Origin of the sequence: Dapis brunnea BLCC-M229 (genome assembly GCF_050015995.1) — a bacterium.
GTDB lineage: Bacteria > Cyanobacteriota > Cyanobacteriia > Cyanobacteriales > Microcoleaceae > Trichodesmium.
In genome coordinates this window covers 1-13,990 of the sequence record NZ_JBNHEP010000213.1, presented here as the reverse complement: position 1 = coordinate 13,990, position 13,990 = coordinate 1, and the positions used below count along the sequence as shown (strand labels likewise).

9 protein-coding genes are annotated in these 13,990 nt (G+C 34.4%); 3 read left to right on the top strand and 6 right to left on the bottom strand.

Going from position 1 to position 13,990, the window contains the following annotated elements:
• Positions 1 to 463 precede the first annotated feature (463 nt).
• From ACP6PM_RS23920 to ACP6PM_RS23910, 3 genes are all read left to right on the top strand, one after another.
• The gene (locus tag ACP6PM_RS23920) at positions 464 to 1,435 is read left to right on the top strand and encodes a tetratricopeptide repeat protein (protein ID WP_426589075.1); all 972 of its coding nucleotides are present in this window, start codon (positions 464 to 466) and stop codon (positions 1,433 to 1,435) included.
• Between the two features lie 753 nt (positions 1,436 to 2,188).
• Positions 2,189 to 3,124, top strand: coding sequence for a tetratricopeptide repeat protein (locus tag ACP6PM_RS23915; RefSeq protein WP_426589073.1), 936 nt, complete (start codon positions 2,189 to 2,191; stop codon positions 3,122 to 3,124).
• A gap of 400 nt (positions 3,125 to 3,524) precedes the next feature.
• Complete coding sequence (locus ACP6PM_RS23910) at positions 3,525 to 8,327, top strand: GAF domain-containing sensor histidine kinase (RefSeq protein ID WP_426589071.1); 4,803 nt, start codon at positions 3,525 to 3,527, stop codon at positions 8,325 to 8,327.
• A 624-nt stretch (positions 8,328 to 8,951) separates the two neighbouring features.
• On the opposite strand, the gene ACP6PM_RS23905 is transcribed toward ACP6PM_RS23910, so the two are convergent.
• The 6 genes from ACP6PM_RS23905 to ACP6PM_RS23880 all read right to left on the bottom strand — a co-directional run.
• Entirely contained in the window at positions 8,952 to 9,557 is a 606-nt protein-coding gene (locus ACP6PM_RS23905; protein WP_426589069.1) for a hypothetical protein, read from the bottom strand.
• A 446-nt stretch (positions 9,558 to 10,003) separates the two neighbouring features.
• Entirely contained in the window at positions 10,004 to 10,150 is a 147-nt protein-coding gene (locus ACP6PM_RS23900) for a hypothetical protein (RefSeq protein WP_426589067.1), read from the bottom strand.
• Positions 10,151 to 10,706: 556 nt separating this feature from the next.
• Positions 10,707 to 11,591, bottom strand: a complete 885-nt coding sequence (locus tag ACP6PM_RS23895) for an alpha/beta fold hydrolase (RefSeq protein WP_426589065.1) — start codon at positions 11,589 to 11,591, stop codon at positions 10,707 to 10,709.
• Between the two features lie 670 nt (positions 11,592 to 12,261).
• Complete coding sequence (locus tag ACP6PM_RS23890) at positions 12,262 to 12,414, bottom strand: hypothetical protein (protein ID WP_426589064.1); 153 nt, start codon at positions 12,412 to 12,414, stop codon at positions 12,262 to 12,264.
• A gap of 591 nt (positions 12,415 to 13,005) precedes the next feature.
• Complete coding sequence (locus ACP6PM_RS23885) at positions 13,006 to 13,608, bottom strand: hypothetical protein (RefSeq protein WP_426589062.1); 603 nt, start codon at positions 13,606 to 13,608, stop codon at positions 13,006 to 13,008.
• 21 nt (positions 13,609 to 13,629) lie between these two features.
• A partial coding sequence (locus ACP6PM_RS23880; protein ID WP_426589060.1) for a hypothetical protein occupies positions 13,630 to 13,990 on the bottom strand: 361 nt, incomplete at its 5' end.

Here is a 13,990-nt window from a genome sequence, read left to right as displayed (position 1 = left end):
TAACCCCCTTCCCTACTAGCGTTGGGGGAGTATTTCTCCCCTCTCCTTGCAGGAGAGGGGTTGGGGGAGAGGTCTTCTAGGTCTTCGCTCAAACACCCACAATTTTAGTCTAGTGTCTAATTGCATAAATTAATATACTTATTGAGCCAAGAAAAAAGCTTGAAACCTAAGGAAATTGAGAAAAAAATAATATTACTAACTTTTGCAACTAAATACTAGATACGCCACTAGAGTGTGAAACTATTTGTGAGTTATACAAAGTGAAATGGTATAGATAAAATTGGTATTAAGAAATAAGGAAAGTAGGGAATAATTTGCTATAATTTAATACTTTCGCAACCTCCTCTATCCTTTTCTGAGTCAGAGAGTGGCATTGATATGAAAAACCTGCATAACTTCCCCACCGTCAGAAATACTGAAGTTTACAACCGAAAAATTACAGTATTCTCCTGGAGAAACTACAATGGTATGCACTAATGTCGATTCCAGCCAATTAAAACAACTATCTCAAACAGGCGATCGCTTATTTGATCTAGGAAAATTTGAAACTGCTTTAAAAACTTTTCAGGAAGCTTTAGAAATTGCCTTAACTGATGAACAAGCACTCCACATCTTCAACCGAATAGGATTAGTTTATCGCCGTTTAGGAAACTATAATTTTGCTTTAAAATATCTCAAATTGGCTTTGCATATTGCTAAAGAAGTTGGCAACCAAAATCAGGTTGTAATGATTTTGAACGATCTTGGTGAAACTTATTCTCTGTCTATAGAATATAGTCTTGCCTTAAAATACTATGCTCAAGCTTTAGAAATTTCTCAAAACTTTTCTAATTTAGTAGGTATGGGTATAGCTCTTAATCATTTGGGAGAAATATATAACCTACTAGGATTATTTGACCAAAGTCTTAACTGTTGTCAAAAATCTATGGATATTTTCTATAAATTTGAAAGAAAATCAGTATTAGATAAATTAACTGCCCAAATTAATATTTCTCTAGCCCTTCATAATATAGGAGAAGCTTATTTATGGATTGGTCAATATATCCAAGCGAGAGAAACCCTGGAACTTACTTTAGCTATTCGTCAGAAAATTTGTCAAGTTACTTTTAGGTATTTTAGTAAAACCCAGAATAATTTAGATAATCATCTTTCCCATAAGACTTGCTTAAACAGTCAAAAATTACCTCAAAATCCACAAATAATTCAACAAGAAAAAATCAACTTTACTGAAAGTATTATCTGTCAACATGGAGCAGATTTAGCTAATACCATGAATTTAATCGAAAAAGTGTATCATAACTTAGGTCAATGGAAAAAAGCCAATAAATACCATCAACAAAAACTCAAGATTTGGGAAAGTTGTTGCGATAAATATATAATCTACAATGTTTATATTTTGCCATTTTATTTGAGATTTCATTCTCATCATAACTGAAAATATAGCTGGATACGCTAATTAATATTAGTAACTAGATTAGTTAGCAATATTTTTTAAAAAAATTATTAACCATAGCCGTTCGGATGTATTTACCTATTTCTCTAGTTGCCAATACCTACTCAATATTTTCCTTTATACATAATATTTTATCTATCTGAGATTGACTTATTCATAAATATTAATAGAGTCAAAACATATAAAGTACTAAAATTTAGCATTGTTGATTGTATAATTAATACCAAATGGATCGAATAATATGACAAATAAAGAATTAGGTAATGGAATTCTTAAAAACAGGATTTAGCTATAATGGCAACAGATAGTATTTACTTACTGAATAATTAATAATTATTAATTATTAATTAAATAATTCAGGTTAAAAACCTCCCCTTTGAAGGGGAAAAAGCAGTTGTTTAGCTAGCGCACAACTACGTTAACAGCTATCGCCGATATGAAAAGTGGAGAGGCTCTGCAAGAGCGGGTCTCCCGAAGAATGCAGAGACACTGCAAAGTACGCCATATCTAATCTTCCCTTGAGAAAAGTGCTAGCCTTGAGAAAAGTGCTACGATATTTCCTTATATTCAATTCCGTTACGGTTTTAACCAGACGTAATTATCCATTATCGATTATCCATTATCCATTAATGAACACCTATCACCTCCTACCTAAAACTAATTTTTAGCCAATTTTTTCCAATTAGTAAAACCTGTGCATCAATTAAAAAGCTAACTTTTATCAGGGGAACTACTATGAAACCTCATTATAGCTATCAAAATGAATTAAAATATCTCTATCAAAAAGGCGATCGCCTCTACAGTTTAGGTCAACTAGAAAGCGCATTAAAAATATTTCAAAAAGCCTTAGAAATTACTAAATTAATTAATAGTCCTGAACAAAGACTTGATATTGTCTATCGGCTGGGATTAGTTCACTGTAGAATAGGAGAATATATCAATGCTCTTAACTATCTAAAACTAGCCTTAAAAATAGCCCAAAAAATAGGAGATGAAGGCAAAATTGCCGCTATATATAACGAACAAGGAGAAACTTATTATCTGTTAAAAGAGTATGCTAATGCCTTCCAGTGTTATTCCAAAGCTCTAACAATATTTCAGAAACTCAAAGATATAGTAGGTATTGGTAAAACAATTAATTACATTAGTACAATTTACAATTTAACCGGATTATCAGCTCAAGCCCTAGAGTATTCTCGTCAGTCTTTAAATATTTTTCAAAAGCTCGATCAATTTGCCAAAATTGATAAATTTACAACTAAAATCAACGAAGCAACCGCCCTTCATAATATGGGAGAATCATATTTTCTCCTCGGTAGAAATCGCCAAGCTCAAGCCTTTTTAGAACTTGCTTTAGATATTCGCCAAGAACTTTGGGAAAATTCTTTAGAACGGTTAGAATTAATGGGAGATAATGTTCCAAAATTAGAGAAAAAGCAAAATTATGACCATATGTATCCTCAAAAAATGGCAACTTATGACTATAAAGAAAAAGATGGATTTCACAGAAGCATTTTTGCTCAATATGGTCAGGATTTAATACAAACTATGAGCTTAGTCGAGAAAGTTTACAAAGATTTAGGGAAAGAGCAACAAGCAAATAACTATCATCAACAAGCTGTGGAAATTCAGGAAAAGATTAATAGTGATTTTTCCTTGATAACAAACTAATTTAATTAACTTGAATATCTTGAAAGGGGGCAAATTATCAACATCTCGACAAATTACATAATTTTTTTATATTTACCCTTGTAGGGACGTTCCATGGAACGTCCCTACACTCTTTTTTGGAGATATCTAAGAAATCTAGCAGTAAAATAAAAAGGTATGTAATTTTCTCCCAAGATTTCTTCCTCCTGCTTCCAGTCTTATCAAAATAATTGGGTCGCGCAATCCCACCTTGATCGGCGATCGGCGAAATATTTTTGGAGGGTTGCTCCAATCCCCGTTACAAAAATAACTTCTGACTTCTGTACGGGCGAATGGCCATTCGCCCCTACTGACTTCTGACTTAGTTAAGCCTTGGCCAAAAAATTGATAAAATGTTTAACAGCACTAAATCAATCACAATATGTCTCAACAAAATACACAATATCAAACAGCATTAGGAGAAGCAATCACTCCTATTCCCATCTTTCAAGACCAAGAAATTATTTTCAAAACTCAACTTACAGAACTACGAAAATTACTCAAGACAGACCGCGTGGCCCTATTGCGTTTCTATCCTCAGTTAGATGGGGCGGGAGAATTTGTTTGTGAAGATGTTACATATGGTTGGAATTCTTTATTAAATCTGAAAGTTGAAAATAACTGCTTTCCTAACTATCAAAAAGAGGGTATTCAAGCAGTAGCAGATATTGATGCGACCCAGCTAAGTGAATCTCATGCCCAAATATTACGAGAGTTTCAGGTAAAAGCTGATTTAGTCGTTCCTGTATTCAAACAAGATGAGGCAACAGAAACAACTGTACCCGAACTCTGGGGACTGCTCTGTATTCATCAATGTAGCAGTCCTCGACAATGGCAAGACTTGGAGATTGAGTTTGCCCAGAAAACAGCCGAAAACTTGGCAGTAATTATTAGGAATACACAACTTTTAGAAGCAGCACATTATCAAGTAGAACAACAAAAAGCTTTAGCAAGAGTTATCAAAAGGATTCGTACACCTCTAGATTTAGAAGAAATTTTTCAGGTTACTGCCACAGAAGTACGTCAACTACTTCAAGCAGATCGGGTTGCTGTATTTCGTTTCTATCCAGAAAGAGACTGGGAAGGAGAATTTGTTTCCGAAGATATAGGAGATGAATGGGACTCAGCACTGGCAGCTAAAGTACATGACCATTGTTTTGGGGGAGAGTATGGTGTTTACTATCAACAGGGTAGAGTACAAGCAGTATCAAATATCTATACAGCAGGATTAGGTGATTGTCATATAGAAATTTTAGAGCGATTTCAAGTCCGGGCAAATCTGGTTGTACCTCTACTCAAGGGTACAGAACAAGCAGAATTACCCGAACTTTGGGGTTTGTTGTGTATTCATCAATGTAAAAATCCTCGTCATTGGCAAGATGATGAAATAGAGTTTGCCCAACAAATAGCCGATCATTTTGGTGTAGCACTACAGCAAGAAAAGAATCTCAAACAGCTTGAAGAAAAAGCAGTACAGCTAAGTATCAGTGTAGAACAACAAAAAGCTTTAGCAAGAGTCATCAAAAGGATTCGTGTAACTCTAGATTTAGAAGAGATTTTTCAGGTTACTGCCACAGAAGTACGTCAACTACTTCAAGCAGATCGGGTTGCTGTATTTCGTTTCTATCCAGAAAGAGACTGGGAAGGAGAATTTGTTTCCGAAGATATAGGAGATGAATGGGACTCAGCACTGGCAGCTAAAGTACATGACCATTGTTTTGGGGGAGAGTATGGTGTTTACTATCAACAGGGTAGAGTACAAGCAGTATCAAATATCTATACAGCAGGATTAGGTGATTGTCATATAGAAATTTTAGAGCGATTTCAAGTCCGGGCAAATCTAGTTGTACCTCTACTCAAGAGTACAGAACAAGGAGAATTACCCGAACTTTGGGGTTTGTTGTGCATTCATCAATGTAGTGGTCCCCGTCATTGGCAAGACTATGAAATAGATTTTGCCCAACAAATAGCCGATCATTTTGGTGTGGCGCTACAGCAAGACAAGACTCTCAAACAAGTTGAACAACAGGCAGCAGAACTAGCTATTAGCAGAGAAAAGGAAAAGTCAACCGAACGCCAGAAAATAGTGGGTGAGTTGTTCGACAAAATTCGCCTTTCTCTGGAAATTGAGACAATTTTTGCTACTGCTACTCAAGAAGTAAGAAAACTGCTACAAGCAGAGCGAGTGGCAATATATCAGTTATTACCTGATTGGAGTGGGGAATTTATTGCAGAGTCGTTTGCAGAAGGATGGACTCCTCTGGTGGGAGTTAAACCCATTATTGAAGATACTTTTTTACAAGAAAATCAGGGGGGGCGGTATGTCAACAATGAAACTTTGGCCATTGATGATGTCTATAAAGCGGGTTATAACGAGTGTCATATTCAACTTTTAGAACAGTTTGGAGCTAAAGCTTATGTAATTGCACCAATTTTGCAGGGAGAAAAGCTTTGGGGTTTGCTGGCAGCTTATCAAAATTCTGCTCCCCGTCATTGGCAAAGGGATGAAGTGGAATTGCTAGCTCAAATAGGTACTCAGTTAGGGCTAGCTCTACAACAAACTGAGTATGTTCGGAAGGTTCAGGAGCAGTCAACACAACTTGCTATCAGAGCAGTAGCAATGGAAAAATCAGCAGAACGCCAAAAAACTCTAGCGGTAATTGTTGATAAAATTCGTCAGTCTCTGGATATTGAGACAATTTTTGAAACAACCACCCAGCAAGTACAAAAATTACTGAATGTAGACAGAGTTGCTATTTACCGTTTTAATTCTGATTGGAGTGGGGAGTTTGTTGCTGAGTCAGTTGCTGAAGGTTGGAATTCCTTAATCCTGGAACAAAATCAAAATCCCGAAATCAAGAAAAATGTTAGTCAATGTTCTGTGCAAGATTTGGCAAATCCCCATACTGATACCTATATGCAGGAAACTGAGGGTGGACCTTTTACTAAAGGATTAGTTTATCGTATCTGCAACGATATTTATAATGCAGGTTTTAGCGACTGTTACATTCAGTCACTAGAGTCTTATCAAGCCAGGTCTTATGGGATTATTGCGATTTATCAGGGAGAAAAACTTTGGGGTTTGCTGGCAGCTTTTCAAAATTCTGGTCCCCGTAATTGGCAAAAGGATGAAGTAGATTTGCTAGCTCAAATAAGTACCCAGTTAGGGGTGGCTCTACAACAAGCTGAGTATGTTCAGAAGGTTCAGGAGCAGTCAACACAACTTGCTATCAGAGCAGTAGCAATGGAAAAATCAGCAGAACGCCAAAAAACCCTAGCGATAATTGTTGATAAAATTCGTCGTTCTCTGGATATTGAGACAATTTTTCAAATAACTACCAAAGAAGTACAACAATTATTGGATGCAGACAGAGTAGCTATCTTTCGCTTTCATGCTGATTGGAGTGGGGAGTTTGTAGCTGAGTCAGTAGCTGATGCTTGGGTGAAGTTAATACAGGAGCAAAAGGAAAATCCCAAAATCCCTGCAAATGTTACTCTATGTTCTGTTAGAGATTTGCCAAATTATGTGAATGATACCTATTTACAGGAAACTAAGGCCGAAAATTTTGCCAAAAAAATTTATTGCACCTGCAACAATATCTATGACAAAGGTTTTAGTGACTGTTACATTGAGGTATTAGAGTCTTATCAAGCTATGGCGTATGCCATCGTAGCTATTTATCAGGGAGAAAAACTTTGGGGTTTACTGGCAGCTTATCAAAATTCGGCTCCCCGTGAGTGGGAAGCAGCAGAGGTAGAATTGTTGGCTCAAATTGGTGGTCAGTTGGGAGTCGCACTACAACAAGCTGAGTATTTCAAACAAGTTCAAGCTCAAGCAGCAGAATTGGAGAAAGCAACAGAAAGACAAAAGGCGTTGTCAATTACCATTGATAAAATTCGTCAATCTTTGGATATTAATGCTATTTTTCAGACTACTACTCAAGAAGTGCGACAGTTACTAGAAGTTGAAAGAGTAGCAATTTATCGTTTTTACCCAGACTGGAGTGGGGAATTTGTGGCAGATTCCATGATTGATGGATGGACTCCTATAATTCAGACTCCATTAAAAATTAATCCTGTAATTGGTAAACAAACCAATGCTAGTAAACTTCCCAGAAATGAAACTTTTGTGCCAATTTTGCAGGGAGAAAAACTTTGGGGTTTGTTGGTTGCTTATCAAAATTCTAGTCCTCGTTATTGGCAAGATGAAGAAATTAATTTGTTAGCACAAGTAGGAGTGCAGTTAGGTATTGCTTTACAACAAGCTGAATTACTAGAAAAAACTCGTACCCAAGCTAAAGATTTGACAAATGCTTTGCAGGAGTTAAAACAAACTCAGGTACAGATGATTCAAGGTGAAAAAATGGCTGGTTTGGGGCAGTTAGTAGCAGGTATTGCCCATGAAATTAATAATCCTGTTAACTTTATTTATGGCAACTTGAATTATGTGGAGGAATATGCTCAAAACTTACTAGATTTGATGAAATTATATAGTCAAAATTATGTCGATCCTGTTCCAGAAATTCAAGATTTTGCAGAAGATATTGACTTAGAATTTGTGATGGAAGATTTGCCTAAGACGATAAATTCTATGAAGTTAGGATCTGAACGTATTCGTCAATTAGTATTTTCATTAAGAACATTTTCTCGTCTTGATGAAGCAGAAATGAAAACTGTGGATTTACATGAAGGAATTGATAGTACCCTGTTGATTTTGCAGCATCGTTTCAAACCTAGGCAGGCAGTTTCTCAGATCGAAGTTGTGAAAAATTATGGAAATTTACCTTTGGTAAAATGTCATGCTGCTCAAATTAATCAGGTGTTTATGAACCTGCTTAGTAACGCTATAGATGTCTTGGAAGAAAAATTAACAACAGAAGACGATTTTAACCCTACTATTAGAATTACTACGAAAATTAGCAGCACTAATCCAAGTAGTGTTTTAATTAAAATTGCTGATAATGGTTTGGGAATTCCGGCAAAGGCGAAAGAGAAAATATTTAACCTGTTTTTTACTACTAAAGATATAGGTAAAGGAACAGGTTTAGGACTTGCAATTAGTTATGAGATTATCGTGCAAAAACATGGCGGTAAGCTCTTATTTAATTCTGAAATAAATCAAGGAACTGAATTTATTATAGAAATTCCAATTGAACAAAATAATGACAAAAGTATGAAGGATTAAAGAGGTAATTTTTCATCTCAATAATCCTAGATTGAGAAATTTTATCTCAAATCCGGTTAAACAGTTATACCAGTTTGATAAATGTTTGCTACAAATATTTAGGGTGTCGCTAGCGGTCAGGATTCAGTAGGAATATTCTTTAAGCATTTATTTGGGTAAATCTCTCTTTTTAGTCAAAGAGAAATCATTGAGAAAGTTTTTCAATCATTATTACTATTCGTAACATTCTTTGCTCCAGGACTTGATACTATACCAATTATTAAAATTAAGATTATAGATGCAGATGGGGAGATGAGGAGATGGGAATATTCGGAAAAAGGGATTTGGAAATTGATAGGTAATACCATTTATCAAAAACTTTTATACATTTTATTGAGCCAAGGAGTAGGGGAGTAGGGGAGTAGTAAAAATAAAAATAATTAACATTAACTGAGGCGCTAATTAGTAAAAAAGTGATTCTACCTGTGTTAATTAATTAATAACTGAAGCGTTAGCTAAGTATAGCATTACTTTTGGGAACTAGTATAATAGAAACAAAATATAGCATTACTATTTATAAATGGTATTATTTAAGATAATCACCGTGAAATTATCTATAGCATTATTTTAAGTAAATTTATCTTACTAATACCAACTTAAATCAGTCCATTTTTTAGGAAAAATTTGGTCTGGAAATACAAGATTAGCTTGTTGATAATGTTCAAAAGATTTAATTAGATTATGGATAGGAACTCCATAACAGCGAGTTTGATAAATTAGAGCTAGATTGTTATTAACTATTGCCCATTGTTCAGGAAATTTATCTAAATCATATACTTCCAAAGCTAACTCGCAGCAAGCTAAAGCAATTTCTAAGTTAACATCAGAATCTCCATCAGGTAGTGCCCAAATAATCTGACCAAAATTTACTAATGTACTGGCAATGATAGCTGCTATATCTTGACAGATATTGGGAAAAATTTGCCTCACCCACTTGCGTAAAATGTATATAAAATGGGGTTCTAATAAATCAAGATTTTCGACAATTAGAGGATAAACAGTTTGAGGATCGCCTTGACTATTAAAAGTTAACTTTAATACCTCTAGTAAAAATGGCAAAGTTTCATCAATTGGTATAGTTAGAGAGGGAGTAAAAATTTTATCTTCTAACCAAGAAACAAAATTTTGATAATATGGCAATTTTTTCTCTAAAACGCTGTAAACAGGAAAATATGGCTGCATATTGTGCATAGATTTTATCTGAATTTTAGTTAATTTTGCCCCTAATGGCTGCTATTGTAAATTTTAAATTGTAAATTGATAATTTTTACTTTTTTAAGCATTTCCATTGTTAGCTACTTTACATTCTATTTTCCCATTCTAGAGTTTAGGTTTCCGGATAGTCTGAGATTTTTTTTAGATATTTGGGGTAAATAAAATTGAAAATATAGGGTCGTTAATTATCCTGATGTAATTGATTTAACCTTGTTCTACTTATACCAATTTGATAATTGTTTGTTACAAATGGTAGACGTAAGGAAGAAGGAAGACTGAAGTGGAAATAAATATTAAATAAAAAAAGGTAAAATGAATTTTATCAAAAAAATCTATAGCTACACTTTAATCAGACATTTTAAGTTATTTAATTTGATAAAATTCATAACACAAGATACTGGCTATTTTGGCAAACCAGATAATTATTGACTTTGACAAAAATCTATCATTTCTGATAAGTATGGTAATAATTCAGAAAACCAATTTTGCCAAACTTGTTTTCCTTGATTGCTTGCAATGAAAGAATTAATAGTATTATGCCACTGAAAATCATTAGCAGGAAATATCATTCCGTAATAATCACAAGGCAGTGGTTTTTCAGGTACTATAGTATAGTCTTCTGTGAGAGACTGTTTGTAAAATAAGTATTAAGAGAACATGCGAGTGACTAAAATCTAAAAGCGGTAATACTTCAAGAGATTGAAATTTGGTAGGTAGAGAAGTATTCAGTACATATATTCCTAGATTTTTAAGCGACAAATATTTGTCTTGATTTCTTCCTCCTTATTCCCTATTCCCTATTCCCTATTCCCTGTTCCCTGTTCCCTGTTCCCTGTTCCCTGTTCCCTATCTCCTTTTTATATTTCCTTTACAAACAATCTCTGAATTAATTTGAATCCTAAGTAGGTAGGCGTAATTAAACGCAACTATCTCTGAAGCGAGTCGAACGGACTGGAAAGAAGCAATCTTAATGATTTCTAGAATTTTCAAATAGGTTCGATTTTACAACTTTTTTTTGTCTACCTACTTATCAACTGGAAAATATTAAATAAAATCTAGATTTGGCGAAAAATTCTTCTCTCACATCTCACTAGAGATTGCTATATTATTTGATTCAAACTTCATCTACGCCAAAAAAGTTAGCACTCTTTGTAAATAATTTTCCCGATCTTCTAGCATAGGAAAATGAGCAGTATTTTTCATAATAGTAAACTCTATTTTCTCATTAAGTTTTGCTGCTTGCCTACCCATCTCTGCCGGAATAATTTTGTCATATTCACCAGCTACTAATAAAGTAGGTACTGTTAATTTTTGAAATTGTTCTGGTAGCCATTCTGTTGCTTCCTTACTTACAGAAGTTAAAACTGTACCATAAGCAGCATCAAAATCTGCTAATAAGAAATCTTCTAAAAAATCATTACATATACTATCCGGCAGAGATTTATATAAAAATCTTGCCATAAAAATACGACCCATAAAAGGAATTTTCATCAGCCATTTAGGGCGAAACATCACTACATAACGGCTAAATTTATGAAAAGCAGAAAAGCTTTTTTCATCATATTCAAAAATACCACTACAAGTTAAAATTGCTTTTTCTAATCTATCTGGATACATATTCAAAAAGAGAGCAGCAATAGAGGCTCCCGTTGAATGAGCATTAATATAAACTTTATCTAAATTTAAAGCATCTAACAAAACTTTTAAATCTTCTGCGTAACTTACTAATTCATAATCATCAGTAAGATTTTTTGAACTTTTGGAAATACTTTTTTCTACAGTGGGGTCAGATGTAGGTAAAGAGGTACGACCAAATCCTCTTAAGTCGTAAATCAAACAATCAAATTCCTTGGAAAGTTCTTTAGCTGTGCTTTCCCAATATCTACCAGAACCACCCCATCCATGCAAAAATACCATTACTGGTTTTGATTTTGCTCCAGAGCTTGATGTTTTTATCCACTCATAGTAATGTTCAACACCATTGATATTTATATAAGATGTTTTTTCCATTGTTTTCACCTTAACTAGCTCCTGCTTCCTGATTAAAATTTTTAATTTAGTTAGAGATTATATCAAACTCTGTCTAATTAATAAATCTGACTAGAAAATTTATAGCAATTCCCATCTCTAAGTGAGGTAAAAAATTCACTTGTTTTAGGGAGTAGGGAGTAGAGAGTAGGGAGTAGAGAGTAGGGAATAAAAAAGAAGAAAAAACTGTATCTTGTTTTAGGGAGTAGGGAATAGGGAATAGGGAATAGGCAGTAGGGAGTAGGCAGTAGTAATTCGGGAAATAGGGAATAAAAAAGAAGAAAAAAAACTGTATCTCAGTAATGTGAAAAACCCTATAGATAATTTCATTTCATCTAATTTATTATTTGTTCTGACCCCAGTACAAATATCTAAACCAATAAGGAGAAACTTATTTAATTGCTGCTGCGACATTTTCTGAGTTTAAACCACCTGCTAAATATACAGGCACATCTACTAATTCCCGGATTTTCTTACTAATATCCCAATTATTAACTTTACCGAAAAATTCAGGTATAAAGACTCTCCATTCATAGAGAGGCTTTATACCTAAACTGTTTAATTATTTAATTATTTAATTATTTAATAATTAATTATTCGGTAATTATTAATTATTAATTGTTTCGGCTGTCGCCGACATAAAAATTATTAATTATTGAACTCTACCTCCTAATTGTTTAATTGTTAGATATTCATTGCCAAAATCTAATAATATTAGATCTACTAATAGAACAACTTCAACAGCTTCTTTTACTGATTCTTCTCCTGTAACAGGAATAACTTGTACAAGAGCAATTCCAGGCATAGCATCTCGCAAGTCTTGATATTTTCCTAATGTAAGATAGTCACATATTTGAATTGTATTTACTTGACACCGACGCTGTTGTTCAATAATTTATCTTACATCCTGTTTACTAGTTAATAAAAAAGTAGATACACCTGGTGGAACTATGGCATAAATTTCTGCTATTAATTCCTCATAAATAACTCCTTGTCCAGAAGTAATGGTACAAACTAAACCTAAAGCTGATGCTCCATAAATAATTGCGCCATCTTTGCTTCTTCAATACTGCTAATACAGCAAATTTTTACTCGTGTTTTTTGGGTCTTTTTCATCTGACAAGACTAGGGAATAGAGAACAGTGAAAAGAGACTAGCATTAAACTATGCCTTACTATCTCCGCAAAGTTCTTTCATCACTCAAATGCTTAATTATCCATATTATTATAATATTTTAGGGAACAACGAAATAGAGAACAGAGATTAATTTTTCACTATAGCAATCCTAAATTGATTGTGACAATTTTTATAATAGTTAATTTGAGCTGAAAACCTTTAAAATTATGACTCCTGACTCACTCCTACTGACTCCTAACTGCCACCAAAATATTACAACTTAAATAGGATTGCTATATACTTCACCATCTGAAAAAGTGCTTAATTCTCCATTGTTTTCTAATATTATTCTGATAAATTCTGCTGCTGTTACAGGTGAAGCTGTTTTTACTTCAACACTGTTTTGATGTAGCCACCAACCTGTAGTAGTTTGGGGCGATCGCCATATTTCTAAATGTTCCACGGATGGATAGGCATAAAAACTCTCATCCCTACTCCCGAAAATTCCCCAACTCCAGTGGGTGAAATAGTCGTGACTAACTCTATAGATGGGAAAATTCCCAGTTAAAGGCATTCCCCATCCATCAATAGCTATAAGAGCTTTTACTTGTCCACCTCGCAGTTGCCAAGTCCAAGCAGTTCCTATTGCTCCTACCACTCCTGCACTAAAGGCAATAAATAGTAATGGCATATCTATAGTTATAGATTTTGAACACCATAAAAATTTTGATATATCAATGGCAGAGTAGGGAGCATAGTCTTGAGTTGGACAGACTAAAAGGTCGCTGGAATCAGAGAGACTCCGCCAATTAATAAATAATCCCTCCAAGAATTGATTAGTTAGCTTTGGGTCATGTATTCCGGGGCAAATTACTACAGTCATTTCAGTTATAGTTCAGTAGGTCTAGTAGTAGACTGACACAGCTAAAACTGTGCAGAGCGCTTTTTTCCTATAGTTCCTTTTATAGCTAGAAAATTTCCCTACCCATCCACATCCGGCAGGCGCTTCAGAAAATGATTGGATTATTGCTCTATACCCAATAGTAGAAAATTTCCCTACCCATCCACATCCGGCAGGCGCTTCAGAAAATGATTGGATTATTGCTCTATACCCAATAGTAGAAAATTTCCCTACCCATCCACATCCGGCAGGCGCTTCAGAAAATGATTGGATTATTGCTCTATACCCAATAGTAGAAAATTTCCCTACCCATCCACATCCGGCAGGCGCTTCAGAAAATGATTGGATTATTGCTCTATACCCA